This window comes from Shinella sp. WSJ-2 (genome assembly GCF_003432075.1).
Taxonomy (GTDB): domain Bacteria; phylum Pseudomonadota; class Alphaproteobacteria; order Rhizobiales; family Rhizobiaceae; genus Shinella.
This window is the reverse complement of record NZ_QWBU01000001.1, coordinates 366658-391589: the sequence shown is the minus strand read 5'-3', so window position 1 is coordinate 391589 and position 24932 is coordinate 366658. Positions and strand designations below refer to the sequence as shown.

At 61.4% G+C, this 24932-nt stretch carries 33 protein-coding genes, 1 tRNA gene and 1 pseudogene; 13 read left to right on the top strand and 22 right to left on the bottom strand.

Annotation, left to right across the window (positions count from 1 at the left end; translation table 11 throughout):
• Window positions 1-29 precede the first annotated feature (29 nt).
• Entirely contained in the window at window positions 30-437 is a 408-nt protein-coding gene (locus D0Y60_RS01955) for a helix-turn-helix domain-containing protein (protein WP_117366451.1), read from the top strand.
• A gap of 22 nt (window positions 438-459) precedes the next feature.
• Entirely contained in the window at window positions 460-1704 is a 1245-nt protein-coding gene (locus tag D0Y60_RS01950) for an NAD(P)/FAD-dependent oxidoreductase (RefSeq protein ID WP_117366450.1), read from the top strand.
• Here the strand turns inward: D0Y60_RS01950 and D0Y60_RS01945 are convergent.
• On the bottom strand, window positions 1692-2657 hold the full coding sequence (locus D0Y60_RS01945; RefSeq protein ID WP_117366449.1) for a helix-turn-helix domain-containing GNAT family N-acetyltransferase: 966 nt from the start codon (window positions 2655-2657) through the stop codon (window positions 1692-1694). The genes D0Y60_RS01950 and D0Y60_RS01945 overlap by 13 nt on opposite strands.
• 54 nt (window positions 2658-2711) lie before the next feature.
• Complete coding sequence (locus D0Y60_RS01940) at window positions 2712-3425, bottom strand: aspartate/glutamate racemase family protein (protein WP_117366448.1); 714 nt, start codon at window positions 3423-3425, stop codon at window positions 2712-2714.
• Window positions 3426-3593: 168 nt separating this feature from the next.
• Here D0Y60_RS01940 and D0Y60_RS01935 point away from each other — a divergent pair, with 168 nt between their 5' ends.
• Window positions 3594-4055 (top strand): Lrp/AsnC family transcriptional regulator, encoded by a 462-nt coding sequence (locus D0Y60_RS01935; RefSeq protein ID WP_117367030.1) that lies wholly within the window; start codon window positions 3594-3596, stop codon window positions 4053-4055.
• A 57-nt stretch (window positions 4056-4112) separates the two neighbouring features.
• Here the strand turns inward: D0Y60_RS01935 and D0Y60_RS01930 are convergent, their stop codons facing one another.
• The 4 genes from D0Y60_RS01930 to D0Y60_RS01915 form a co-directional block, all read right to left on the bottom strand.
• Window positions 4113-4322 (bottom strand): cold-shock protein, encoded by a 210-nt coding sequence (locus D0Y60_RS01930; RefSeq protein ID WP_064330432.1) that lies wholly within the window; start codon window positions 4320-4322, stop codon window positions 4113-4115.
• A gap of 192 nt (window positions 4323-4514) precedes the next feature.
• Entirely contained in the window at window positions 4515-4877 is a 363-nt protein-coding gene (locus tag D0Y60_RS01925) for a DUF4087 domain-containing protein (protein WP_117366447.1), read from the bottom strand.
• Window positions 4878-4949: 72 nt separating this feature from the next.
• Window positions 4950-5249, bottom strand: coding sequence for a hypothetical protein (locus D0Y60_RS01920; RefSeq protein ID WP_117366446.1), 300 nt, complete (start codon window positions 5247-5249; stop codon window positions 4950-4952).
• A 116-nt stretch (window positions 5250-5365) separates the two neighbouring features.
• Complete coding sequence (locus D0Y60_RS01915; protein ID WP_117366445.1) at window positions 5366-5746, bottom strand: hypothetical protein; 381 nt, start codon at window positions 5744-5746, stop codon at window positions 5366-5368.
• A 395-nt stretch (window positions 5747-6141) separates the two neighbouring features.
• Between D0Y60_RS01915 and D0Y60_RS01910 the strand changes: the two genes are divergently transcribed.
• From D0Y60_RS01910 to D0Y60_RS01900, 3 genes are all read left to right on the top strand, one after another.
• Window positions 6142-6789 carry a TetR/AcrR family transcriptional regulator gene (locus tag D0Y60_RS01910; RefSeq protein WP_117367028.1) on the top strand — a complete coding sequence of 216 codons (648 nt, stop codon included), beginning with the start codon at window positions 6142-6144 and terminating at the stop codon, window positions 6787-6789.
• A 57-nt stretch (window positions 6790-6846) separates the two neighbouring features.
• Complete coding sequence (gene ilvC / locus D0Y60_RS01905) at window positions 6847-7866, top strand: ketol-acid reductoisomerase (protein ID WP_117366444.1); 1020 nt, start codon at window positions 6847-6849, stop codon at window positions 7864-7866.
• Window positions 7867-8423: 557 nt separating this feature from the next.
• Window positions 8424-9647 (top strand): PLP-dependent aminotransferase family protein, encoded by a 1224-nt coding sequence (locus D0Y60_RS01900; RefSeq protein ID WP_117366443.1) that lies wholly within the window; start codon window positions 8424-8426, stop codon window positions 9645-9647.
• Window positions 9648-9801: 154 nt separating this feature from the next.
• Here the strand turns inward: D0Y60_RS01900 and D0Y60_RS01895 are convergent, their stop codons facing one another.
• Window positions 9802-11445, bottom strand: a complete 1644-nt coding sequence (locus D0Y60_RS01895) for a M20/M25/M40 family metallo-hydrolase (RefSeq protein WP_245409057.1) — start codon at window positions 11443-11445, stop codon at window positions 9802-9804.
• A 140-nt stretch (window positions 11446-11585) separates the two neighbouring features.
• Between D0Y60_RS01895 and D0Y60_RS01890 the strand changes: the two genes are divergently transcribed.
• Entirely contained in the window at window positions 11586-12002 is a 417-nt protein-coding gene (locus tag D0Y60_RS01890; RefSeq protein ID WP_199564092.1) for an Lrp/AsnC family transcriptional regulator, read from the top strand.
• A gap of 6 nt (window positions 12003-12008) precedes the next feature.
• Here the strand turns inward: D0Y60_RS01890 and D0Y60_RS01885 are convergent, their stop codons facing one another.
• Window positions 12009-13625, bottom strand: coding sequence for a hypothetical protein (locus tag D0Y60_RS01885; protein WP_147324486.1), 1617 nt, complete (start codon window positions 13623-13625; stop codon window positions 12009-12011).
• Window positions 13626-13791: 166 nt separating this feature from the next.
• Between D0Y60_RS01885 and D0Y60_RS01880 the strand changes: the two genes are divergently transcribed.
• From D0Y60_RS01880 to D0Y60_RS01870, 3 genes are all read left to right on the top strand, one after another.
• On the top strand, window positions 13792-14898 hold the full coding sequence (locus D0Y60_RS01880; RefSeq protein WP_117366440.1) for an endonuclease/exonuclease/phosphatase family protein: 1107 nt from the start codon (window positions 13792-13794) through the stop codon (window positions 14896-14898).
• 81 nt (window positions 14899-14979) lie between these two features.
• Window positions 14980-15897: a PhzF family phenazine biosynthesis protein gene (locus D0Y60_RS01875; RefSeq protein WP_117366439.1), complete on the top strand. Its 918-nt coding sequence runs from the start codon at window positions 14980-14982 to the stop codon at window positions 15895-15897.
• A 118-nt stretch (window positions 15898-16015) separates the two neighbouring features.
• A tRNA-Lys gene (locus D0Y60_RS01870) sits at window positions 16016-16091 on the top strand.
• Between the two features lie 63 nt (window positions 16092-16154).
• On the opposite strand, the gene D0Y60_RS24960 is transcribed toward D0Y60_RS01870, so the two are convergent.
• From D0Y60_RS24960 to D0Y60_RS01815, 12 genes are all read right to left on the bottom strand, one after another.
• Window positions 16155-16826, bottom strand: a complete 672-nt coding sequence (locus D0Y60_RS24960) for an integrase (protein WP_245409056.1) — start codon at window positions 16824-16826, stop codon at window positions 16155-16157.
• A 337-nt stretch (window positions 16827-17163) separates the two neighbouring features.
• Window positions 17164-17370, bottom strand: a complete 207-nt coding sequence (locus tag D0Y60_RS01860) for a hypothetical protein (protein ID WP_117366438.1) — start codon at window positions 17368-17370, stop codon at window positions 17164-17166.
• A 30-nt stretch (window positions 17371-17400) separates the two neighbouring features.
• Window positions 17401-17670, bottom strand: coding sequence for a hypothetical protein (locus D0Y60_RS01855; RefSeq protein ID WP_117366437.1), 270 nt, complete (start codon window positions 17668-17670; stop codon window positions 17401-17403).
• Window positions 17667-18020 carry a hypothetical protein gene (locus D0Y60_RS01850; RefSeq protein WP_117366436.1) on the bottom strand — a complete coding sequence of 118 codons (354 nt, stop codon included), beginning with the start codon at window positions 18018-18020 and terminating at the stop codon, window positions 17667-17669. The genes D0Y60_RS01855 and D0Y60_RS01850 overlap by 4 nt, the downstream gene beginning before the upstream one ends.
• A complete protein-coding gene (locus D0Y60_RS01845; RefSeq protein WP_199564091.1) occupies window positions 18010-18726 on the bottom strand; it encodes a hypothetical protein in 717 nt (238 codons plus the stop codon). Before D0Y60_RS01845 ends, D0Y60_RS01850 begins: the two co-directional genes overlap by 11 nt.
• A complete protein-coding gene (locus D0Y60_RS24815) occupies window positions 18719-19468 on the bottom strand; it encodes a hypothetical protein (RefSeq protein WP_199564090.1) in 750 nt (249 codons plus the stop codon). Before D0Y60_RS24815 ends, D0Y60_RS01845 begins: the two co-directional genes overlap by 8 nt.
• Complete coding sequence (locus D0Y60_RS01835; RefSeq protein WP_117366435.1) at window positions 19465-19851, bottom strand: hypothetical protein; 387 nt, start codon at window positions 19849-19851, stop codon at window positions 19465-19467. Before D0Y60_RS01835 ends, D0Y60_RS24815 begins: the two co-directional genes overlap by 4 nt.
• Window positions 19848-20381 carry a hypothetical protein gene (locus D0Y60_RS01830; protein WP_117366433.1) on the bottom strand — a complete coding sequence of 178 codons (534 nt, stop codon included), beginning with the start codon at window positions 20379-20381 and terminating at the stop codon, window positions 19848-19850. The genes D0Y60_RS01835 and D0Y60_RS01830 overlap by 4 nt, the downstream gene beginning before the upstream one ends.
• On the bottom strand, window positions 20378-20689 hold the full coding sequence (locus D0Y60_RS01825; protein ID WP_117366432.1) for a MazG-like family protein: 312 nt from the start codon (window positions 20687-20689) through the stop codon (window positions 20378-20380). The genes D0Y60_RS01830 and D0Y60_RS01825 overlap by 4 nt, the downstream gene beginning before the upstream one ends.
• Window positions 20682-21122: a hypothetical protein gene (locus D0Y60_RS01820; RefSeq protein ID WP_117366431.1), complete on the bottom strand. Its 441-nt coding sequence runs from the start codon at window positions 21120-21122 to the stop codon at window positions 20682-20684. Before D0Y60_RS01820 ends, D0Y60_RS01825 begins: the two co-directional genes overlap by 8 nt.
• Entirely contained in the window at window positions 21119-21373 is a 255-nt protein-coding gene (locus D0Y60_RS24565; protein WP_147324485.1) for a hypothetical protein, read from the bottom strand. The genes D0Y60_RS01820 and D0Y60_RS24565 overlap by 4 nt, the downstream gene beginning before the upstream one ends.
• Window positions 21370-21798 carry a DUF968 domain-containing protein gene (locus D0Y60_RS01815; protein WP_117366429.1) on the bottom strand — a complete coding sequence of 143 codons (429 nt, stop codon included), beginning with the start codon at window positions 21796-21798 and terminating at the stop codon, window positions 21370-21372. The genes D0Y60_RS24565 and D0Y60_RS01815 overlap by 4 nt, the downstream gene beginning before the upstream one ends.
• Window positions 21799-21891: 93 nt before the next feature.
• Here D0Y60_RS01815 and D0Y60_RS01810 point away from each other — a divergent pair, with 93 nt between their 5' ends.
• A complete protein-coding gene (locus D0Y60_RS01810) occupies window positions 21892-22152 on the top strand; it encodes a hypothetical protein (RefSeq protein ID WP_117366428.1) in 261 nt (86 codons plus the stop codon).
• A gap of 18 nt (window positions 22153-22170) precedes the next feature.
• On the opposite strand, the gene D0Y60_RS01805 is transcribed toward D0Y60_RS01810, so the two are convergent.
• Both D0Y60_RS01805 and bet read right to left on the bottom strand, forming a co-directional pair.
• Window positions 22171-22368, bottom strand: a complete 198-nt coding sequence (locus D0Y60_RS01805; protein WP_117366427.1) for a hypothetical protein — start codon at window positions 22366-22368, stop codon at window positions 22171-22173.
• Window positions 22369-22699: 331 nt separating this feature from the next.
• Window positions 22700-23461 (bottom strand): annotated as a pseudogene (bet, locus tag D0Y60_RS01800) (phage recombination protein Bet); the annotation flags it as partial.
• A gap of 83 nt (window positions 23462-23544) precedes the next feature.
• Between bet and D0Y60_RS01795 the strand changes: the two are divergent.
• Together D0Y60_RS01795 and D0Y60_RS01790 are read left to right on the top strand one after the other, a co-directional pair.
• Window positions 23545-23898, top strand: a complete 354-nt coding sequence (locus tag D0Y60_RS01795; RefSeq protein ID WP_117366426.1) for a hypothetical protein — start codon at window positions 23545-23547, stop codon at window positions 23896-23898.
• Window positions 23899-24030: 132 nt separating this feature from the next.
• Window positions 24031-24924 (top strand): GSCFA domain-containing protein, encoded by an 894-nt coding sequence (locus D0Y60_RS01790; protein WP_117366424.1) that lies wholly within the window; start codon window positions 24031-24033, stop codon window positions 24922-24924.
• The last annotated feature ends 8 nt before the right edge of the window (window positions 24925-24932 follow it).

Here is a 24932-nt window from a genome sequence, read left to right as displayed (position 1 = left end):
CTCCGGTGGTTACCTGAAGGGAACCGACTATGAACAAGATCGTTGGCGGTGCCGATGGCGAACGCGTCATGCTCATCGATGGCGTGCTCATGTCGATGGACGATTGTCCGGTGCGCGACGTGCTCGATAGCGTCGGCGGCAAGTGGACGTCGCTGATGATCCTCGGCCTCGCCGACGGGCCACGCCGCTTCTCACAGCTGCGCCGCTTGATCCCCGATATTTCCCAGCGCATGCTGACCCAGACGCTGCGCGACCTCCAGCGCGACGGCTATCTCACGCGCACCGTCTACCCGACCCAGCCGCCGAGCGTCGAATACAAGCTGACGCCGCTTGGCCATTCCTTCCTTGCGCTTCTGCGCACGCTCGTGCAGTGGTCTTCGGAAAACCATGGCGCGATCCGGGCCGCACGCACGGCTTACGACGCGGAACAGGACTGACGAAGGCGCAGCGAGGACGGGCATGAAGCCACTGGATATCGGCATTGCCGGCGCGGGTCCCGCGGGGCTTGCGGCTGCCCTGTTTCTCGCGCGCGCCGGTCATCGGGTCGAATTGATCGAGCGCTTCGATCGCCCTTCGCCGGTTGGCTCGGGTCTCCTGATGCAGCCGACGGGGCTGACCGTGCTCGATGCGCTCGGACTTTCGCCCGCCATCCACTCCCTCGGAAACCGCATTGACCGGCTGCATGGTGCCGATGCCCTGAGTGGCCGCACGGTGCTCGACGTGCGCTACAACGCGCTGGCCGGTGGTCGCTACGGGCTTGCTGTGCATCGCGCCGCGCTGTTTTCGACCCTGCATGACGCGGTCGTGGCCGAAGGCCTGCCCATTCGCACTGGCATCACGCTTGCGAAAGCCGAAACGCGGCTGGCCCGCACGGCCCTTCATGACCCCGATGGCGAGATTGTCGGCGACTACGATCTGGTGATCGACGCAACTGGCGCACGCTCGCAGCTCGTCGCCGCTTCCGTCGTCGCGCCGCCGGTCAAGGAGCTGCCCTGGGGCGCTTTCTGGGCGACGCTGGACTGCGATGGCATCGCGCATGACTCTACGGCACTGACGCAACGGTATGACGCGGCGAAAGTCATGATCGGCGTGTTGCCGGTCGGCCGGGCGCATGCCGGCGAGGGACGCAAGGTCGCCTTCTTCTGGAGTCTCAAGACCGCAGAAGCCGAGGCGGTGAAGCGGGCTGGCCTCGACCGCTGGAAGGCGGGCATTGCTGGCTATTGGCCGGAGGCGGTGCCCTTTCTCGACCAGATTGCGGACTGGGACCAGCTGACGCTCGCCCGCTACGCCCATCGCACCGCGCTGCCGCCCTATGCTGACGGTATCGTCTTCATCGGCGACAGCGCGCATTCGACCAGCCCGCAGCTCGGGCAGGGCGCGAATATGGCGCTCCTGGATGCCGCGGCTCTGGCGCATGCGCTGTCGTCTGCGGCGACGCTGGACGAGGGGCTGGCAGCTTATGCCACAGCGCGACGCAACCATGTGCGCCTGTTCCAGCTGCTCTCCTATCTCTTCACGCCGTTTTACCAGTCTGATTCGCTGGCGATCGCCTGGCTGCGCGACCGGCTCGTCGCGACGGTCGCGAAAATTCCGCCGGCTCCGCAGATTCTCGCTGCCATCGTATCCGGCACGCTGACCGACCCGTTCTCACGAGCCGGACTGGAAGAGTGCCGCTGGCGGGAAAACCTGCTTCAGGAAGCCTGAGCGATTGGCGCCTGCCAACGCACAAGATCGAGCGCCCAGGTCTGGCCGACGAGGTCTTTGCCGAAGCTGTGATGCGCTTCTTCCTTTTCCAGCACGAAACCGGCCGCCTGATAGATGCGCCGGGCCGCGATCAGGATGTCGTTCGTCCAGAGTTCCAGCCTGCTGTATCCGGCGTCCTGCGCAAAACGGATGCACTCCGTCACCAACCGCGTGCCGAGCCCCTGGCCGCGTGCGGCTTCCGCAACATGCAGCAGGCGCAGCTTCGCTGTCGTCTCGTTCGCCTTGACCAGAAAGATGCTGCCGACGAACTGGCCGTCCTGTTCGGCGATCCAGCAATGTTCGCGCGCGGGATCGAAATGGCGCAGAAACTGCGCGCAGATTTCCGAAACGAGCGCCTCATACTCCGCGTTCCAGCCGTAGGTTTCGGTGTAACTTTGGGCCTGGCTGGCGATCACGCGGCCCATGTCGCCGGGGCGGTGGGGGCGGATGACGGCTTTGGCGGGCGCGCCGGCGAGCAGGGTGGTAGCACGGTGCAGCGCCGCCGTCAGGTCCAGCCGTTCGCTTTGTGCCAGCGGTTCGATGAGCCTTGCGATGCTCTCGCGGGAACGCGTGGCGAGGTCGGCTGCGACGGCACGACCGTCTTCCGTCAGGGCGAGAAGGCGTCCGCGGCCATCCGACGGATCCTTGCGGGCATCGACAAACCCCTTGCCGATAAAGGTCTTCAGCAGGCGGCTAAGATAGGCGGGATCGAGCGACAGCTCTTCGGTGAGCTCGGAGGCCGATGTGGTGCCGCGCGCGGCGAGCTCATAGATCACGCGCGCTTCCGTCAGCGTATAGGGCGTGTCGAGATAGGCGCGGTCGAGCACGCCGATCCGGTTGGTGTAGAAACGGTTGAAGGCACGGACCGTCTCGATCGGATCGGTCGCGGCTTCGTCACGGGCATGGGCAGTCATGATGATCTCCTTCGATTACCATGTGCCCCAATTTACTTGACTGAGTCAAATAAATTATGCCGCCTTGCTGGTAGCCACCTTGCCTAGTGCGAAATCGACGGCGGCCCGGGCGTGGATTGCGGTGGAATCGAAGCCGGGCAGGGCAAGCGCATCGGGATCGAGCAGCAGGCAGATTTCCGTGCAGCCGAGGATGACACTGTCGGCGCCCTCAGCGCGGGCGGCATCGATCAGCGCCAGAACGCGCTCGCGCGAGGTGTCGAGTACCTTGCCCTGGCACAGTTCGTTGAAGATGACGTCGTGCATCAGGATGCGGCCGGCCTCATCGGGCACCATGACATCGAGCCCGACGGCCTTCATGCGCTCGGCATAAAACCCGTGTTCCATCGTGTAGCGCGTGGCAAGCAGCAGCGGACGGCGCTTGCCGTCGGCGAGGATTTCGCCTGCGGTTTCGTCGATGATGTTGAGCAGCGTTGCCTTGGTGGCGGCCTGCACGGCGTCGGCGACGAGATGCATCGTGTTGGTGCAGATCAGCACGCAGTCGGCCCCAGCCTTTTCAAGGCCGGCGGCAACCGCGCCGAGCCGTGCGCCAGCGGCATCCCAGCGACCGGCCTTCTGGAACTCGACGATCGACTGGAAATCGACCGAATGCACCAGCACTTCCGCCGAATGCAGGCCGCCAAGCCGCTCGCGCACGGCCTCGTTGATCATCCGGTAATAGACCGCCGTGCTTTCAAAGCTCATGCCGCCGATAAGGCCGATCGTTTTCATGGTCGTTTCCTCCGCTCTGTCTGGATGGCGCAGAGAATGCCGCGTGATCGGCGGCGATTGTTCGCAATGTTCGCGTTTATATTTCGCGATGGCAGGAAAATTTCTTGCCTAGAGTTTCAAAGGCGCTCATTGTTCGCGCGACTGAAGAAAACGATGGAGAATCCCGGCGTGTTGGACGAACGAGACCGCAAATTGCTGGCGCTGTTGCAGGAGGATGCGGGCGCGCCCGTTTCCGTGCTGGCGGAGAAGGTGAGCCTGTCGCTCTCGGCCTGTGCCCGGCGTATCCAGCGGCTGGAGGAGAGCGGTCATATCGCGGGCCGGGTCGCGCTGCTCGATCGCGACAAGATGGGCGTGCCGACGACGGTTTTCGCCCTTATCAAGACCGCGCATCACAGCGACGACTGGATCGATCTGTTTTCGAAGGCGATCGCCGATATTCCGGAGGTCGTCGAGGCGCACCGGCTGACGGGCAACTACGATTACATTCTGAAGATCGTGCTGCCGCGCGTCGAGCACTATGACGTGGTCTACAAGCGCATCGTGCGCCGGGTCGAGCTATTCGACGTGTCGGCGTCGATCTCGATGGAAAGCCTCAAGAGCGGATCGCGCCTGCCGGTCGAACATGCCTGAAAGCGCGCACAAAAAAGGCCGGCAGAGCCGGCCTTTTCGTATGTCTTTTTTGAATGATCAGGCTGCGACGAGCTGATCAGCCGACATCTTGCCGGACTTACGGTCGCGAACCAGTTCGAAGGAAACCTTCTGGCCTTCGTTGAGGGCAGCGAGGCCCGCGCGCTGTACGGCGGAGATGTGGACGAAAACGTCCGGCTCACCGCTGTCCTGCTGAATGAAGCCGTAGCCCTTGGTCGTGTTGAACCACTTTACGGTACCAGTTGCCATGACGAAACCTTTCCTAGCCGTCAAATCAATCTTCGGCCGTCCGTCGGGCGGCCTTGGGTGGTCGAATTTGAAGGGGAAGTTCGTGAAGCTGCAGGCTGGAAACCCGCAAATGCGACGTCAACGTTCAAATCTCGATGCGGGAGAAATAAGTGCTTCGGCGCGACCGGTCAAGACGCGCCCGCACGCTCGTCCTCATTCCGGTGCGGAAAGTGCCTCGTCGTTGGCGCATTGCGAGATGGGCAGTTGCCGGAAGGAATAAATCGCGACGATGCGGCCCTCGTCGTCGTCCGTATCGACCTTCATGCAGGCGCAGGCGTAGCCGTAATTGCCGTTGGTGCGCACATAGTCGCCCTCGGAAATGTCGGGGATCCGGTCCATGCCGTCGGGCTCGGAGCCGCCGCCCTGGCTCATCATCGTCCATGTGCCGTCGGCGTCGTCCAGCCACCAGTTGCCCGGCGTCGGGTTCTGCAGCCAGCCGCAGCGGCTTTCGGCGGCCTGCGCGGCGGTGGACAGGGTTGCAAGCGCGAGGAGCGCGGCAAGAAGGGGCTTTTTCATCGATACGCTCTCGTGTTTTGTTTTTGCCGCATTGTCCGACGCCGAAGCGAGATCGCTTCGGCTGGAAATGCTTTAGTTCTTGATCTTCTTACAATGGAACATGTCGCCGCTCGTTTCGGAAGACCAGTCCATCTCCGTATCGGTGATATTGGCAAGGCCGATGCGGTAGTCGTCGGCGAAGGTCAGGATATAGGCGCCGCCATCCTTTTCGGTTTTCAGGATCGGCATTTGGCCTTCGCCGGAATCGTAGGTGTCTGCCGTGAAGGTGAAGGTCGAGACCTCGCAGTCCCAGCTGCCTGCATAGGGCGGCTCATCGGCGGCGGCGGCAGAAAGCGTGGATGCGAGCAGGACGGCGGCGGCGAGGCGAAGCATGGCGCGGGATCCGAAACAGGAGTGTGGATACTCCCGTAACGGGCGAGGGCCGTCAATTATTCCCGCATGGGTGCTGTCGGTACGAAAAAGCCCCGCCGGAGCGGGGCTTCTTTAAATCAGGCCGGGCGTCGCTTGTCGACGCGGTTATGGTCGAGGAAAGCGGCGATGGCCGCTTCGCCGCAGAGGCGGCGCTGTTCGACGAGGGCGGATGCGATGCGGGCGGCATCGCCGAAGGTCGCGATTTCGGCATTTTCCGTTGCCGGATTGCGAACGAGGCAATCGGTAACGATATCCGCCATGGTACGCGGCAGGAGGTCGGTGCAGTCCAGCATGCTGTCGAACACGACGCCGATGGGAACGATCTTGTCTTCGAAGATCACCATCGGTTCGGCGCGTTCGTCTTCCCAGGCATCGAAGGCCTCGAGAGCGTCACCAAACAGTTGCTGAAGCGTGATGGGAGCATGTCCTTCGTGAAGGTCTGGCAGGAAATTCAACATTTTCTGTCTCCTTGGCGTAAGGGCGTTTCGCTTGATACTCCTGTACTCGGACCCCTTGGGTGAGGCTTGCCGATCCGCGACGCAAACCGGCCTGCTGCACCGCAGGTCTCACAAATCTTAACAACAGGAAACGGATTGGGAAGCGAAATATTTTGTTCGCCACCGGTCCGCCGTCGCTTCGCCGTGGAGTTCTGTTTCAAAACAGCGACATAGGCGGAAGAAATTTTTGAGCGCTGTTGTGCGCTGCAATGCCGGCGGGGATCTGTGCGCCGAAATATCAAGGTGCCGGAATCCGGTTTCTCTAGCCTCAGCAAGAAGGGCGTTGACCGAGAGACCATACATCGCTAGAAGGTGCGAACCGTACCGTACGGTACGCAAAATATTGGGTGGAAATCTTGCAGATCGCAGAGCAGGCAAAGACGGGCGCAGCCGCCGCGGGACTGACGGAACGTCAGGGCGCGGTGCTGGAGCGTGCGCTCGGCCTGCTGGTGGAGGGCGGCGAGCGGGCGCTCACCACGGCGGGTGTCGCGCGCGCGGCGAACTGTTCGAAGGAGAGTCTTTATAAGTGGTTCGGCGATCGTGACGGGTTGATCTCGGCGATGATCACCTATCAGGCCGGCAAGGTGCGCACCGTCGAGGTCGATGCGCGCGCGCTGACGGTGGACAGCCTGCGCAAGCATCTCGTCGCCTTTGCGGGCGATCTCATCGACGTTCTCTCGGGCGACGTGTCGCTGGCGCTGAACCGTCTTGCCATCGGCCAGGCGAGCCGCGAAGGCGCCGGTCTCGGCCGCCTGTTGCAGGAACGCGGCCGCCGGCAGATCGGCAAGCGCGCTGCGGCGCTGCTGGAAGCCGGCCGCAAGGCGAAGCTGCTTGCATTCGACACCGCCGACGAGGCATACGGCACGCTCTACGGCCTTGTCGTCTCCGACATGCATCTGCGCATGTTGCTGGGCGAGGACGCTAGCGCACTCAAAAAGGAATTCTCGCCACGCGCGGAGAAGGCGGTCGATGCCTTCCTGACGCTTCACGGCGCGAAAGGGTAAGGCCGGCAGGAAAACCGCCGGTTCAATTTAAACAGACAGCAAGGGAAGGAACCATCGATGCGCGTCTATTACGATCGTGATGCCGATCTCAACCTCATCAAGGCGAAGAACGTCGCCATCGTCGGCTACGGCTCGCAGGGCCGTGCTCACGCCCTCAACCTCAAGGATTCCGGCGCCAAGGGCGTCGTGATCGCGCTCAAGGCCGGTTCGCCGACGATCAAGAAGGCCGAAGCCGATGGCTTCAAGGTCATGACGGTTGCCGAAGCCGCCAAGTGGGCCGACCTCCTGATGATGGCGACCCCGGACGAACTCCAAGCCGACATCTACAAGGCTGAAATCGCCGGCAACATCCGTGACGGCGCCGCCATCGCGTTTGCCCACGGTCTCAACGTTCATTTCGGCCTCATCGAGCCGAAGTCCTCGGTCGACGTCGTCATGATCGCACCGAAGGGACCGGGCCACACGGTTCGCGGTGAATACCAGAAGGGCGGCGGCGTTCCCTGCCTCGTTGCCGTTCACCAGAACGCCTCGGGCAACGCGCTTGACCTCGCGCTCTCCTACGCCTGCGGCGTCGGCGGCGGCCGTTCGGGCATCATCGAGACCAACTTCAAGGAAGAGTGCGAAACCGACCTCTTCGGCGAACAGGTCGTTCTGTGCGGCGGTCTCGTCGAGCTGATCCGCGCTGGTTTCGAAACGCTGGTTGAAGCCGGTTACGCGCCGGAAATGGCCTATTTCGAGTGCCTGCACGAAGTAAAGCTCATCGTCGACCTGATCTATGAAGGCGGCATCGCCAACATGAACTACTCGATCTCCAACACGGCCGAGTGGGGCGAATACGTCACGGGTCCGCGCATCATCACCGCCGACACCAAGGCTGAAATGAAGCGCGTCCTCAACGACATCCAGACCGGCAAGTTCACCTCCGAGTGGATGCAGGAATGGAAGGCCGGCGGCGCACGCTTCAAGGGCATCCGTCGCAACAACGACTCGCACCAGATCGAAGAAGTCGGTGCGAAGCTGCGCGGCATGATGCCGTGGATCGGCAAGAACAAGCTGGTCGACAAGGCCGTCAACTAAGTGGCTTGCCGATCCCCGTTGATTGCTTGCATGCCTGCGGCAATGCGGCGATCGGCAAGAACAAGCCGGTCGATAAGGCCGTCAACTAATCGTTTGCGCGCGAAAGCGTGAACGACGGACGGACCGGGCGGAAAACCGCCCGGTCCTCTATTTCAGTCAAACTGAAATAATGCAGTGCATCCTCTGATCTATTGCGACGCAGCAAGTAATAAACTTGCGCGATCGCCCGAACGGGAACAAAATACGCAAGTGTTTCGTTCAGCCGTCAGGAGGATGGTGCAATGACCACGATTGTCCAATACTTTGCCTGGTTCGACCTTTTTATCCTGGGCAGTATAGCCATGCTGGTGCTGCTCAGCCTTTACAGCGACCGCGCCACCTGAGCGCTTCCGCAGTCTGAAAGGGTTGCCGGAGCAGCCATGTTCCGGATAGTCTTTCTCTGCGCGTAATCTTGTTGGTGCACCTTTTCTGTCGTGCGAATATTTAGGTCAGCATTATTGACATAAATACGGCGCCGTGATGAGGTGCGTTCAAACAACAAGCCCGAGGAAACCCCTATGTTCAAATGGGAACTGGCCTTCGCGACCCGCGCGTCGCGGATGAAGGCGTCCGAAATCCGTGAACTCCTGAAGCTGCTGGAACGGCCCGATATCATCTCGTTTGCCGGCGGCATTCCGGATCCGGCGCTGTTCCCCAAGGAAGCCTTCTCCGCCGCCTACACGGACGTGCTGGCGGGCGAGGGCGCCAATGCGGGCCTGCAGTATTCCGTCAGCGAAGGCTACAAGCCGCTGCGCGACTGGCTGGCCGGCGAAATGGGCAAGCTCGGCATTGCCTGCACCGCCGAAAACGTCTTCATCGTCTCCGGTTCGCAGCAGGGCCTCGACTATCTCGGCAAACTCTTCCTGTCGCCTAAGGATACCGCGCTGGTCACCTGGCCGACCTATCTCGGCGCGCTGCAGGCCTTCAACGCCTACGAGCCGACCTATGACCGCCTGAACCTCCAGGGCAACCGCACGCCGGACGCCTATCGCGCCACGGCGGAAGAGGCTGGCGGCCGCGTCAAGTTCGCCTATCTCTCGGCTGACTTCGCCAATCCGACCGGCGAAACCGTCGACCGTGCCGGCCGTGAGAAGCTGCTGTCGCTTGCCGAAGAACTGGACATCCCGGTCATCGAGGACGCGGCCTACCAGTCGCTGCGCTACGACGGCGAGGCCGTGCCGCCGATCCTGGCGCTGGAAATCGCCAAGACGGGCGATATCAACGCCGCGCGCACCATCTATTGCGGCAGCTTCTCCAAGACGCTGGCTCCCGGCCTGCGCGTCGGTTACATCGTCGCGGCCGCGCCCGTCATTCGCAAGCTCGTGCTGATGAAGCAGGCGGCGGACCTTCATTCCTCGACCATCAACCAGATGGCCATCGCCCATGTCGCCGAGCGCGGTTTCGATGCGCAGGTGGCGAAGATCAAGGCGGCTTACAGCGCGCGCCGCGATGCCATGCTCGCCGCGCTCCAGAAATACATGCCGGAAGGCGTTTCCTGGACGAAGCCGGAAGGCGGCATGTTCGTCTGGGTCACGCTGCCAGCCGGCATGGACGGTGCAAAACTGCTTGCCCGCTCCATCGAGACGGAAAAAGTCGCCTTCGTACCGGGCCAGGCCTTCCACGCCGACGGCAGCGGCGCCAACACGCTGCGCCTCAGCTTCTCCTGCGCCGATGCGGCGACCATCGAGGAGGGCATCTCCCGCCTCGGCCGCCTGCTGAGCAAGGAGCGACTTGCGGCCTGACGGGCAGACCCCTCCCTAAATCCCTCCCCACAAGGGGAGGGACTTTACGTGCGGCACGCTCGGTAGAAGATCTTTCGCGATGAACGTGCTGCTAGCCTTTCTCCCCCTTGTGGGGAGATGCCGGCAGGCAGAGAGGGCCTTCTTGATGACGCCCTCACTCCGCGAGCCAAACCAGCGCCGATTCGAACACCAGATCCGGCAGAACCTCAAACGTATAGGGCGCATGGACGCGTTCCCACTTCTGGTGATAATCCCGCCCCCAAGGCCCGATATTGACCGTCGGGAAAGATAGCAGTCCGTCCGGCGCGTTGTCGGTGAAGGCCGCTGACGGCGTGTTGGCGGCGAGCAGGCCAGTTTCGCTGGCCTCCGGCCGATGGCCGAAGAAGCTCATGTCGGAAATGCCGGCAAAGATCTGCTTGAACTTGATCGACGTGCCGTGCCGCTTAGCGGTCTCCTGCATGACCGTTTCCAGCCGGGTCTGCATCAAGCTGCCGGTCTCGCCGGCGCGATCCAGATGGACCAATGGATAATGCAGGCTGCCGAAGCCGATGATCACGGCGGGGCCTTCGATGCCCGCTTCCGCCGCGGCCGCCGCCACGATCTCGCGGCTGACCTTCAGGGGATCGGTGCCGCCGGAGAGGGAGCGCTCCCGTGCGGTGATACGGTCGAGCGCATCCCCGCCGCGTGCCTTCAACCGCTCCAGAAGCTCCGCATAGCTGAGAACCACGCCCTCGGTCTTCGCTGCCGGTCGGCCGCGATAGCGTGCCTGATGGGCATCCTGCGTTTCCAGTGCCGCGTTCAACGCGTCGGTCACGACTGTGCGGAATTCGCCGAGAATATCGGCGGGGCTACGCCGGTGGGTCAGCCAGTTGAAGGAGAGCCAGACGCGATCCGGCGTCGTTACGTCGTAGCCGTCCCTGATGTCGCGGGCTTCCAGGCAGACCGGCGGCGGTGAGCGTTCGCCGAAGGCCTCGTCGCTCAGTTCCGGCACGGTATCCATGGCGTGCACGATTTCCGCGCTGATGCGGTGGGCGCTTGTGCCGTTGAAGGGATAGCCGGCATGGGTGGGACGGCCGATGACGAAGGCGAAGGGTGCGAATTTGCCGATCGAGCCGAGATAGACCGCGCGGCCTTCCTCGCCGTCTCGCTCGCAGCTCGAGGCATCGAGATTGATGCCGCCGACGATATCGAGGTCGAAGCGGCGGGCGATCTCCGGCAGGGTATTGCGCAGGCTGCGCATGCCGCGCGAGCGGTTCTCCTCATCGGGCGTCGCGACGAAGAGGATGTTGCCCTCAGGCGCTTCCAGCCCGGCAAAACGCTCCAACGCCGCGATGCCGGCGGCAAGGCCGCTCTTCATGTCGAGCAGGCCGCGGCCGGCGATGAAATCGCCGCTCTCGAAATCCTTGAGCGCCTTTGCCTCCGCGCCGTTCAGTGGGCGGCTGCGCAACTCCTGGAGTAAGGCTTCGGTCAATGGTTCAGGATCGCAGGCGAGCGGTGCCAGCGTGCCGTAATTGGCGATGGAGACCGTATCGAAATGACCTGCCATCACTACCGTGCGCCGGCCGCGGCCGCGCACCAGCGCTACGACATTCTGCGTCATCGGTTCGCCATGGCTGTCCACGGTGAAAAGCTGGTCGGGATGGCTCCTGAAATAGGATGTTTCGGCGAGATGTGCTCGCAGCTTCTCCGAGAAGGCGGCTTCATCCGGCGAACCGGTGACGCTCGGCCAGCGGGTCATCAGCAAGGAAAGATCCTTGGCGCGGGCGGCGGCGGTGCGTCGGGCATTTTCGGTCGTCATGAGGGGCGCCTGTCGAAAGCGGTTGCATTAAGACGAACGCTATCCAAGGATGACGGCAAGCGAAACGGCAATCTTTTGGAAAAATCGCACCCTATATTGTCGTTTCGTCACTCAAATCTGGCATTCTGGCAACGGGTATCATGGACACGACCGATCGCAAGCTTCTCGCCCTCCTGCGCAAGGATGGCCGCGCCTCGCTTTCCGCGCTCGCCGCCGAACTCAGGGTCTCGCGCGGCACGGTGCAGAACCGTATCGACAGGCTGACACGCGACGGTGTCATTTCAGGCTTCACCGTACAGGTGACGGAGACGGACGATCCCCATGCGGTGCGCGCGATCACCATGATCGAGATCACCGGCCAGAAGACGCTCGCCGCCGTGAAGGCGCTACGCGGCATCCCGGAGGTGCGCGCCCTGCACACGACGAACGGTGCCTGGGACCTCGTCGCCGAGTTGCATGCTGAAAACCTCGTGGAGTTCGAGCGTGTGCTGCGCGGCATCCGCGCCATGGACGGCGTGTCGAAGTCCGAAACCAGCCTGCTGCTGACGACGCTTTGACAGGCGCTACGGCATTACCACGTCGATTTCCTCGCCGGTCGAGGAATAGGTGACGCGCCCGCCTTTCCAGCCGTCCTGGCCTTCGAGGCGGATTTCCAGCGTCACCTTGCCATCGGGCGAGGGCACCATGAAGCTGCCGTCCGGCGACATCAGCTGGCCGATCGAAAAGGTGTAGCGGCTGAGCGACATGTCCGAGCCGACCTTCAGCCGGGTGAAGGTGCGGGCGGTCAGTTCGTTGAGTTTTTCTGCGGAAAAGAAGGCAAGGTCGTCCATGCGGAACAGCCGCTCGGGACGGAATTCCGCATCCCAGGGCATCATCATGCTGGAAGCGGTGATCCCGCGGTCGTTGGCATTGTATTCCCGCATCTTGCCGGGCGTGTCCGGCACTTCGGCCAGGATGCGCATGGAATCGTTGGACACGCTGAGTTCGGCGAACCGGGCGTTCCTGCCGAATTGTTCGCTCACCACGGCAAACACGTCGCGCGTCGTCGTGGCGTCGAGCCAGTTACGGTTGGGTTGGCGCGCGTCGGGCAGGTCGGTCGCCCGCACGATGCCGTCGGCCGTGAGATCCACCGTTCCGCTGTTGGTGAAGAGCGCCAGCTCGCCTGATTGCGTCCAGTCGGTGAAATGCACGGTCCAGCGCTGCTCCGGCTTGCCGGGGCCGTCGGAAAACAGCCGCAGCATCATGTAGTTCAGCGTCGATTTGTCGTTGCCCCAAGCCTTCTTTGCGGCATCTCGCACCTTGCTCAGCTTGGAAAGGTCGATCTCGCCGAGCGACAACGCCGGCTCCTGCTCGGTGCCTGGGAACATCGGCGAGGCGATGGGCGAGCGCGTGACGCCCGAAATGTCCCAGGAATAGCCGACCGTAGCGCCCTTTGTCGTGGGGTGATCGGCCTTCAGCTGCACGGATTTCGGATAGATGGTGAGATCGCGGATGACGGGCTTGCCGCCGATGACGCCGGTCAGGCTTTCGAGGGCCGCTTCCTTCGGCCAGTCGTCGTCATCGATGAAGTTCATGTTGCGGGCGCGCGCCGTGTTGGAGAGATCGCCGCCGATGATGGTGCCGCCGGCATCCGCATAGATGGTCGCGCTTTCCCGCGGCGAGGTGACATAGACCGACCAGCGGATATCGCCATAGGACGGGGCGGGAAGCAGAAAAACCCGTTTGGTGATCTCGATGGACTGCACGCTCGCTTCGCCTTCGAGCTTGGCATAGGCGATGGCGCTTCTGGCGACCGCATCCACCTTGTCCAGCGCCACCTTGTCGAGCGTGAAGAGGCCGCCTGCCAGATTGTCGACCATGGAGGGCGCTTGGCGCGCGGCGGGGCCGCTCATCACCTCGGCGCTGAAGAAGAGCAGCCGCGTGCCCTGCCGCACCCGCCATTCCTCCATGTCGTTGCTGCCCGCGCCGTGCACGAGCATCGTCACATCCTTGTCGGTGATGCGCAGCGTGTGCACCTGCGGCGCCTTGCCGAGGGATTCGGTGACGAGCCCGGCTGCACGGGCGGCTTCCCCCGGCGCGGTGATGTAGCTTTCCGCCGCGTGGGCGGGCAGGCCGGTTAAGACGAACAGCGCCAGCCAGACCATCAGGACCATTCGCCAAGTGCCGGATACGATCCTCATGCGCGATTCCTCCGCCCGTCGCCGGAACGCCCATCATCCGTAGGGAGGGACGGGGTGGCAAGCCGGTTTATTCCAGGGCGAGGATTGCCGGACGAAAGAGGCTTTCCATTGCCGGTCAGCCGGTTACACTCCGGCCGTCATCCCGCCTGCCTTTCGAAAGTGCCTCATGTCACTGCGCCTTGCCACCTTCAATATCGAAAATCTCATGACCCGCTTCGATTTCACGGGGTTCCGCAACCAGGTCCGGCAGGATCGCGTGCTGCGGCTCTTCGATATCCGCAACGAGGCGGAGTATCAGCGGCTGGAGGAGGCGCGCACCGTCGCGCATACCGACGATACCCGCCAGCATTCGGCGCTCGCCATCGCGGATGCCGATGCGGACATTCTCTGCCTGCAGGAGACCGACAACATGGCCGCCCTGCAGGCCTTCGAATACGGTTATCTCTTCCGCATGGTCGGTAATGGCTACCGTCAGAAATACCTGATCGAAGGCAATGACAGCCGCGGCATCGACGTGTCCGTGCTGATGCGCGAGGAGACGCGCGACGGCCAGAAGATCGAATGCATCGATATCCGCAGTCATGCAGGCGTCACCTATCGCGATTTCGATCTTTATGCGGCCGATCTTGGACAAGGCGCCAAGCCGGAAGACCGTATCTTCAAGCGCGACTGCCTGGAAATGGACCTGCGCATCGGCGGGCGGCCGCTGACGCTCTATGTCGTGCATTTCAAGTCGATGGGGCCGGGCCGGGAAGGCCTGGATGGCCGGCAATCGACCATGCCCGTGCGCCGCGCCGAGGCGCTTGCGGTGCGGCGGATCATCGAGGATCGGTTCGGCAAAGGGCAGACCGCCGGCAAGGCCTTCGCCATCTGCGGTGACATGAACGACTATCAGGAGAAACTCGCGATCGAGGGCGACAGGCGCAGCGGTTACCGATTCGTACCGCAGCGGGAGGCGGCCAGTGCGCTGGATGTCTTCAGCCAAGACGGTTTTGCCGTGAACCCCATGCTGCGCCGGCCGGTGGACGACCGCTGGACGCTCTATCACAGCCGCGGGCCGGAGGAGCGTCACCTCTGCCAGCTCGATTATATCTGGCTGTCGCCGTCGCTTGCCGAGCGCAATGCCAAACGCGTGCCGGAGATCATCCGAGCCGGCCAGCCCTTCCGCACCATCTTTCCGCCGGGGCAGGAGGTGGAGCGCTATCCGCGCGTCGGCTGGGATCGGCCGAAGGCGTCGGACCATTGTCCCATCGTCATGGAGCTGGATCTTTAACGCGCATTTCTGCTTGCTCCGGGCGGATCGCTCGGGCACCTTCGGCAAGTGCTGCGGTAAAAACTGAATGCGGAGAATGCCTTGTCCCGTCGTTACGCCATTTATGACGTCTTCACCGACACGCGGCTTGCCGGCAATCCCCTGGCCGTCGTCTTCGATGCCGATGGTCTCGAGGACGAGGCGATGCAGCGCATCGCCGGCGAGTTCAACCTTTCCGAAACGGTCTTCGTGAAGACGCCGGAAAACCCGGCCCATGCCGCGCGCCTGCGCATCTTCACGCCCGGTCGAGAATTGCCCTTCGCCGGGCATCCGACCGTCGGTGCGGCGATCGCCATTGCCGAGGCAGGCGAGGGCAATGGCGGTGGTGTGCGCGATCTGGTCAGTGTGTTAGAGGAGAATGTCGGACCGGTGCGTTGTGCCGTGAAGGTTGGCGGCGCGAAAGCCGCCTTTGCCGAATTCGACGTGCCGCGCAAATCCGTGCGCCTGGATGCCGGTTTCGAGCGTCAGGCGCTCGCTGACGCTTTCAGCCTGAAACCCGGCCAGATTGGTTTCGAGAACCATGTGCCGTCGCTGTGGAGTGCCGGTGTCGCCTTCGTGATGATCCCCGTGCACGATCTCGCCGCCGCCGCGGCGGTGGACTTCGATCCGGCGCTCTGGGAACGTTGCGCGCCCTTCGCCGAGGGCCGGCTCGCCTCGGCCTATCTCTACTGCCGCGGCGGCGTGAACCATCTCGCCAAGTTCCACACCCGCATGTTCGCGCCCGACATGGGCATTGCCGAGGACCCGGCGACGGGCGCCGCCGTCGCCGCGATGTCCGGCGCCATCCATTTCTTCGACAAGCTCGTGGATGGCCACCACCCGTTCCTGATCGAGCAGGGCGTCGAGATGGGCCGCCCTTCCCATATCCACCTGCATCTCGACGTGTCTGGCGGTGCGATCGCCGGTGCGCGCATCGGCGGGGAGGCGATCCGCATCGCATCGGGACTGCTTGATTTGTGACGTTTATTTTGCGTTGCGGAAGAATTTTTTGCGCAGACGCATTTTTTTTCCGGCGTCGGTATAGACAAGGTCCCCGAAGGCCTTTATACGCCCCGTCAGACCGCTGGAGCGGTCAAGTGGGTGATTAGCTCAGTTGGTAGAGCAGCTGACTCTTAATCAGCGGGTCCACGGTTCGAGCCCGTGATCACCCACCAAAACAAACACTTAGCGGTTTTCTACCAACCCGCATTTTACAACAAAACGCAGTTTTTACAGTTTCATTTGCGTTTTGTTCCCCGGCCGATGGCTTCGACGACTTCTTGGCCAGCCAGATAGTGCTTGCGGATGATCGATTCGGCATCGTCAGCAGAGTGGCCCGATATCTCCGAAATCAGCTTGATCTTCTCCTCATGCGATCGGTCGAGGTGCGCATACGCGAAGGTGATTGCCGTTCCGCGCAGGTCGTGGAAGGTGACGCCTTTGATGCCAAGCCGGGCCATCTCCTTCCGCCATGAAGCTCGGAAGCCGCTTGAGGTCCAGTTCTGGCCGAACGAGTTGACGAGGACGCGGGTCCGATTCTCTTCCTTTGCCGCACACAGGATCGCTAGGATATCGGGTGCAGCCATCACGCGAACCTTGGCTCCAGTCTTCCCCTGTTTGATCGACACCCGAGTGCCATCGAATGCCAGCGTCGGCATAGTGAGAATGTCTGCCTGGCGCTGCATCGTCCAAAGCGCAACCTTGGCCACATTGGAGATGTGTGGCGCTCCCTTGGTCAAGAGCGTCTCAATCTGATCATCCGACCAGATGATATCCTTCCGGGTGCCCTCGTGAAGCCGTTCGACGCGCTCGAGAGGGTTTCGTAGGATCACTTCATTCCCCTTGGCCCATGCGAAGATGCGAGAGAGCAGGGCTATATGCATGTCAGCTGACCGCGGCGAATCCTTCATCGTGTCGCGCCAGTTGAGGAATATTTTCCGGCTCCCGCGAGCCTCAATCGTGCGAATTGAGAACGTCTCAAACTCTTCTCGAATGGCGCCAAGCTGACGTTCGTAATCGCGTCGTGTGGACGGCGACAGCTTCGTAAAGTGAGGAGATTTGCGGAACTCATCGACCAGAGATCCTATGGTCCCGGCCTCAGCATCTTTCTGCCGATCCTTGGTCAGCCGGATAAACTCTTAGGTGAATGCTTTCGTCCCAGGCTTCGCTTGAATGCGAGGGGCGCCCTTGCCCCGCCATGCGTAATAGTAGACGACGGGCTCTTCGCCCTTTTTCCTGATCGTCACCTTATGCACGCCGACGAGCTTCCCTTGCATTTACCCACCTCTCAAGCTCCGCTTCCGGGCTGTCGTCTTCCTGTTTTTGTGTTGCGAAGCCTTTTGGGGCGAACTCAATCTCGCCGGTCGGATGCATGATCACCGGAATGCCGTGCATCGCAGCAGCTGCCGCAGCATCGGCCATTTCGGTCTTTGTGTAAGTGCGGGCTCTGCTCATCGGCAGTCATCCACATTGTTTCCACAGGCCCTATTCATCGCCGCGCTCCTTCTCCAGAGCGTCGCGGCCGGCACGCACCCATCGGCGAGCATAGAGTTCGCATCCGCTTGTGAGGGCGACGCCGTTGCACATTCCGTTGTGGGTTTCGCGGCCCTTGCAACCGCAGTGGCACCGACGCCGCGACTTGACAGGCTCGATGTATCTAGCGTGCTTGTGGGCGTTTCCCCATTCGCCCCAAGACGCGGTTCCACTTTCCATCGCCGCTTTTAGGGCGTTCGGGCTCAGGTCGTTGAGCTTCATCCTTCCCCTCCCATATTGCGGATGGCAGCATCAATTTGCGCGAGGCAACGGTCCTGGTCAGGGTTCATTGCCGGGGTGTCGTAAGCCTGGACAAACTCGCGCGCATGCTCCAGCGCCTTCCTCGCCTCACCCCTCTCTGCGCGTAGGGTGGCGTTCGCGCGTTCGAGCGCTTCGATGCGGGAATTGTCGCGTCGCAGAATCACGGCTGCTTGACGCAATGCATCGACTGTCTCTTGCGAGGAGCCGGCAACGACGAACTCCTGTCCCGACCTATGATCACGGCCGGGCTTTGTCGTCAGCCGGCAGAGAATTGCGATCAGTGTGTTTCGCTCTACCAGTTCACCCGCCATTCTTACCTCCATCGGTGGAGGAGGGGGAGGAGCCAGTTGCGGTGTTGGCGGGCGCGTCAATGTTCCGGCGCTCGACGGTGAACGTGTCGGCAACAACCCACGGGTCGAGCCGTGATGCACCGTCGCCGTTGATTGAATTCCATAGGTCGAGATAGGCATCGCGCGGCGTCGGGCAGCGGTCCGCTTCATCTGTGCTGGCCATCCACCATCCTGGTCGATCTGGATCGGGAAGGATGCCTTCAGCGATCGCGTCCTCATCGGTGATCGAGCACAGCCGCTCGACGCGCACGTCTGTGACGGTCAGCGTCAGGCGGGAGGCCCAGCGGGGCATGAATATCGAGGGGACGTTCCAAAGCGTTTCGTCATCCCTCGAATACCGGTCGACAATGGGCTCAGCTCGATCATCTCGCAGGAAATGTTCTTCGCTCGGACCGATGCCGCCATGAGCATCGTAGAAAAGCCCCCAGTCGGTGCAGCAAGTCAAAGTTTCCCGAACCCAGAGCCGGTCGCCGACCTTGATCAGGATATCGTCCTGCCTCCAGCTTTCATTGCCGGGGTCGAGAACGTAACTATCGGACCAGCTGCCGTCGAAGAGGCTCGGGCGGTTCTTGCTGCGAGGCTTGATGATGCGCCGTGTCTGGGTCTTCCGGCCGTCGAGCAGCGCGAGGACCATTGGCCTGCTGAAAAGGATCGGGCGATCAGCCATTGTCCTGGCCTCCGCTCGTACCTGTGGCGGCTCCATCCCCTGCGGAGCCCTTACGGGTGGAGAGGGCGAGAATGTCGCGGGCAAGTGCCAATTCGGGGGCCTCGTTGCCGTCGCCGTCCTCCATGCCGCTGTAGTTGGCAAGGAACACCTTTGCTAGGGCCGCGCCTTTCTCAGCCAAATCGTTGGAGAGGGAACGGGGAGAGTGGGCGTAGAGAGGGATGTATTTGAAGTTTTCGGTCGATCGGTCATTCGGGACCAACTCTGCTGCGTCGTAGCAGGAAAGCTCTTTCCGAAAGTCGGCATTGACGTATCCAACCGGCTCGCTCTCTACCGCCGGGACATCGACAAGGGCGGAGGGAATAGGCTCAAATCGCCCATCTTCGAATTCTTCGCGCGGGCGAACCCATAGCGATCCGTCATCAATGCTGCGGTAAATTGCGACATCGCGCATATCGACGCTCTCGTGAACCCATGTGTTCCGGCCATCATCATCTTGGCCGAGGGTTTGCACGCTCCAGTCTTCCGCCTGCATTTTACCTATGCCGATCAGCACGTATTCGGTCCCACGCTTCTTGTGGCGATACCGCTTCACCTCCACCCCCTGCTGCGTCTGTACAGCAAGAGCGGCGGCAGCTTGGAGGCATGCGTTTGAATGGCGGCCCCAAAGATCCATATCGACGCTGGCAAAGCAGGCCATGGCTTCCGTGGTTTCCCGTAGGATATCCGCTAGGTCGGCCATCATTTCATCTCCTCGTAGTCGAGGAAGTAGCCCTTGCCGCAAACGTCGCAGCGATAGCGCTCGCCGTCCATGCCGCCGCCGACTTCCTTCATGTTTTCGCAATCTCGGGTGCTTGGGGCGGCAATGCCGCAGGCGACAGGCCGCCCTAGGGCATCGACTTGCGCCTTCGCCTCCTGCCGCGCATGGACGGGCACATACTTGTCGCCGTAAATCGCGGCCAGCGTGACCTCATTTGCGAAATGGACCGCAGCCTCGGGAGAACCCTGCATGGTGGAGCCAAAGAAGTTTGGGTTCGCGCAGATGCCGGTGATGGCCGCGTTGAATATCGCGCGATAGCCTTCATGGTTTGAATCCCACGATGGCACGAAGTCGGTCGTGATCTTCATTTCTTCTCTCCCTGGATGAGGGTGCGGGCGCGGCGGAGGTCAGCCAGCAGATGGCGAGGGATGGTGTTCTCGGCCGATTTGCATGGCTCAAGGTTTTCGACGCTGGCTCCGCAGAGCGGGCACGGGTTGGGCTGTTCGTTATGGCAGGGGCAGCGCTGCTCGGCCCACGTCAGAACGGAATTGACGACATCACGGGAAACACAGTTCCGGCGTAGCGCCGAAAGATGCATGCTTTGCGACTCGTCAAGGGCGCCTTCCAGCGCGGCAATCCGCTCGTCCTTCTCCGCCATCTCTCGCTGCATCGCCTCTAGCTGGAGGGCGAGGGCGTCTCGCTCTTTTGTGACAGCGTTGACGGATGGCTCGGCGATGTAAGCTGTGCTTCCGTCGAATTCCATGAATGTGGACCAGCGACGGATGTTGATGCTCCCATCTTCTTTCCACGTGGAGAAAACGACATGGAGCTTATCCGGCGGCGTCACGCCTTCCATTGCCTTCGCTATGGTCTCTGAGGGGGATACGGGGGAGGTCATGGGCGGGCCTCCATTTTGACGTGGTACCCATGGCCGTTCGCAATCTTCCAAGTCCGCTGACGATTAACGGCCATCTTGGCGTCTACTGCCGCATGCAAATCTCCGCCGAGGCGATGAGCCAGACGATATAGAATGATGACGATGTCGGCGCACTCTTCGAGCGCCAAGGGGTGCCGATCATTCACGGCAAGCCCCATCAAAAGCTCTGCCATTTCTTCATTGGCGCGCGCCGCAACGGACAAGTTGCTACCGGCCGGGCCAAAGGTATGCTCGATCCATTTGTTGACGGATTCCTGGTTCTCACCCATTGGAGGAGTCTTTCTGCTGGAGGGCGCGGAGGGTGGCGAGGACGAGGGCGATTGCCGGCGTGGCGTGATAGCCTTCGCCTTCGATCTTGTCGGGAGCCAAGATTGACTTGTCGCGCACATATGCGGACGTCTTCCCGAGGCCGGTCAACATAGAACGCATCCACCCCGGAAGAAGCCGCTCCGCCAGAGATACGGCGGCGTCGATGGAGGAGGTCGCCGGCGGGAAGAAGTGAACGTCCATGAGACCACCGCCTTCAAAGCGAATGACGTTCTCCCCAGAATCGTACCGGAAGTTCGGGATTGGCCGGATGGGCGTGAAGCCCGGTGCATCGAAAAGGTGCGGTTCAACGACCGCAGAAATCTCGGCATCAAGCCCTCGGCTCGCGCCTTCCGCCTTCTCCAGCTTCTCTATGAGTGAGGTAAGGTCGGTCATGCGTCACCAGAGGTTGAGCGGGAACCAAAATGCGTGATCGGCATTTCCTCAACAGATTGTCCGCGGAGCGAGATGGAGGCAGCCTGATGAAAATCCGAAATAATATCACCGGCTGGCTCATGAAAAAGGCCGTCGTGGGGGCCGTCGCTTTTCATCGCGCCACCCTGAAAGTGGAGCAGATGATCATTGCGAGGTATCTCGCGACCAACTCGCGCGCCTAAGCGCTGCGCTTTGTCTTCGAAATAGGTCATATCGAATCCCTCGAAGGCAGCCGGCCGGCGACAGCCAGGCCCTGCATGATGCGGTTGGTGCAGTGGGTGATGGCCTCGGGCTCGTCGTAGTCGTTCCAGAGACCAAAGAGGGTGTTCGCCAGCGCGTGCGGCTCGATGCCCTTGGACGCCCAGTATTCCCGCTCGTTCATGGCGTGCTGGGCGGCGTGTTCTTCCGGGCGGAGGGGCAGGGCGAACCTATCCGGCGCCTTGGTCTGCTTGCCGCGACCGAAATGGCCGTGGAAGATGTTGGCGTAGGAGAGGTGTGCAGCCTGAACGCCCGTCCGGCCCGTGACAACGCACGGAAGTTCGTGGAGGAACGCGAGATAGTCGCTGCGCTTCTTCGGCCGGCGCTTCGGTGGCTCGTGATCTGTGCGGAAGGCCGCGGTGTTGATGCGCATAGCCATCTCAGCCCTCCATGCCCATGAAGGCCGTCGCTCTGAGAAGGAACCTTGGCTCACACGCCGGGTTGATCGTCTGTACCCAACAGGAGCAAGACGATGAGCGATCCCAAAAACGAAGACCTGACCAACCAGCCGATGCCGTCGCCGACGTGGAAGCCGGAACCGCAGGAAATGGATATGGACCCGCAGTCGCTGCCCGATCAGGCCGACGAAAGCGGCACGGAAGATGCTGACGCGCCGCCGGCGCGGTCCGGCCAGTCCGAGCGCCGCGAAAAGCCGACCGAGAGTGCGAGCAATGATAACCCCGTGCACCATACCGGCCGCGTTCCGCCGAAGGTGACGCCGGGCGAGTTGTAACGTTCAAGCGCGCCGCCATCACCGGCCCACCTTCTGCATGAGCGTGGCGAGGCTCCGAAGGCCTTCGATGATCGTAGGCATGGACTGGCGTTGCGGTGCCTTCGCCTGATGGCGGCGAATCTGATGGAGGCGCGCGCTGATCTTGTCGGCGAACGGGTCGGGTGTCTTCTCGGGCTTGCGGCGCTCGTAGCCTTTGACGCGGATGGTGCTGGTCACGATGCAACCCTCCCCATAGCTCTGAAATTGGACTGGCAAGTCCGCCATGCTTCGATGATCGCCTCGCACTTGCCGCGCGTGTTGCGATATTCTTCGTCGGCCTCGACAGCCGCGTAGTATGACTCGCAAGCGATCTGGTACTCTTCGGATAGCAAGGCGTTTGCCTCGCGTTCGGCGACACTCCCGGAGGCCTTGAGAAAGGCGCGGGCTTGCGCTGATCTTCGCGGCGTTCGCGCATGGCTTTTGCGGCCGCGGCCGGTCGCGCTTGCAATTCGAGCGTGTCGAACGCCGCGTGAACCGTTTCGTCTCGGATTAGAAAGGTCGCCATCGCTCAGCCTGCCATCAGCACATGGTGGCCGGCGATCTTGGCCTCGATTGCCTTCTTCACCGAAACAGCGTCGCCGGGGCTGCGTGCCCAGAACTCGCGCAGCGGCTCACGGTTCGCGTCGCGCCACTTGGCGACGGTATCGGGGGTCTCGTTCTTGACGAACTCTAGAGCCCGATCAGCGAACTGGCCAAGCGGGACGTTTTCGAGCGTCCAGCCGTCGCCTCATGTCACGGTGATGGCATCCTTGGCGCCGACGGCCTTGAGGCGGCTTTCCTGCTTGTCGTGCTCGACGATCTCGGTGGCGGACAGGTCGAGCACCTTGGCGCGATCCATCTCGGCTTCATCATAAAGGCCGGTGAACTGTTCTGGCCAGCCGGCGCGCAGCGCCTGCATTTCGGCGCACTTCGAAATCATCAGGCGAGGCATGCGGCACCAATTTCCAGAATCGTCCAGCTTCTGCTTTCCGGTTTTGCGGCTCCGGCCGTCGTCTCCTTCGGTCCATTCGTCCTTTACCGGCGCGAACTCTTCCCAAAACGCCTGACCGGTGACCTCGTACCAGTCGCTGGTCTTCGGATCCTGTTTCCAGAGATAGACCGTCGCGGAAATGATGCCCTGCGGGTTGAGGGGCGAAATCATGCTCTTGTCGGCTTCGTAGAGCGGAGGCTTGGAAGCAGGGCGGTAGTCGCCGCAGCGCTGCGCAATGACGCGCTGGCCGTCTCGGCTAACGATAATCGTCATCTTCCGCTTAGCGGCGTTGAGTTCCGTATCTCCGGCGCTCTCGCCAGCGGCCGGTTCTTTGTCGGGGTCATGGAAAGACGCGATCGTTATCGCATCTAGGGAGCAAGTCTATGCAGACGGAAGGAATGATCATCTGGGGCGAGAACGGCTATGTGGCGTTCAACCCTGACGAAAAGCCGATCGAGGAACTGCCGTTCATCTACGGATACAACACCGGCGAACTCCTCGATGAGCGCTATATGCTCGGCAAGCTGATCGCGCAGGACGGTACGACGCTGGGCGCACATTATAGCTCCACGGAAACCTTCCAGCGCCAGGATCTTGCCATTCTGCCCGGCTGCTGGCCGGAGCGGCAAGACGATTTCCAGGGGCATTATCCTGGCGGATACCGGATGGAGTACGTTCCAGCCGAAGAGCGGCCCGGCCATGTCGGGCTGGCAGAGGCGATCGGGCGCAGCGTGTAATGTAGCAATCTGGAAAACACTCGCTAGGCATGGCGCCAGACCCACCATCGCCGCGTGGCTTCCCTGCGCCATCTTGACTAAATAGCTTCGCTCTGTTTCATCGCTGTAGCGTTGCCAAAACGGGGTGGGAAAATGACAGAAGAAAAGCTTTCAGTTTTAGAGAAGCACGGATTCGCCGGCATTAGTCGGTGGCCGTCGAAATCTTCGATCTCGGCTGATGGTGGAGCTGAGCGGTACATACTGGGTAATTTTGCTCCATCCGAGCCCTTCATCACAAAAGGTAACAGGATAACTGCATTTGGCAGTTGTTTTGCAGGGAACGTTTCCAGATACCTCGCGAAGCGCGGCTACACCGTAAATGCTCACCAATGGAAGCATGCGAATTCCGATTTCATCCGAATTGATGAAATCATGGTACACACTCCCGCTCTGCTGAAGCAGTTTGAGTGGGCGTTTGAAAACAGGCAACTAGGTGAAATCATCATTGATGGGAAACAAGAAGATGCAAAAAGCTACCATGATGAAGATAGCGTAAAATCCATTATACGAGACTCTGATGTTTTCATCGTGACATTCGGACTTACGGAGGCGTGGTACGACAAAGAGAATGATGATTACCTCTGGAAGTTCGTTCCAAACAGGCGTTTGAATTCCGAGCGTTTTGAAAACCGGATCATCTCTTACGCGGAGAATTTGGAAAACATCCGTAGAATTTATTCAATCATTCGCAAAAACAGAGCTGATGCCACGATTATATTCACGCTTTCACCAATTCCTCTCCTGGGGACCTACAGCGGAAGGCCGGTAATACCGGCGAGCACATTTTCTAAAGCAATATTACGGGCAGCCATTGGCGAGTTTCATCTGGAAATGGGCGCTGATGAGCGATTCTTCTATTTCCCGTCTTATGAAATGATAATGAATGCTCGTGAGAACCCGTGGCAAGACGACAATCGCCACCTTGAAGAAGCGGCGACGGACAAAATTATGACGGTTTTTTCGAGGTCGTTCTTGGTGCAGGACTAACAAGTTCA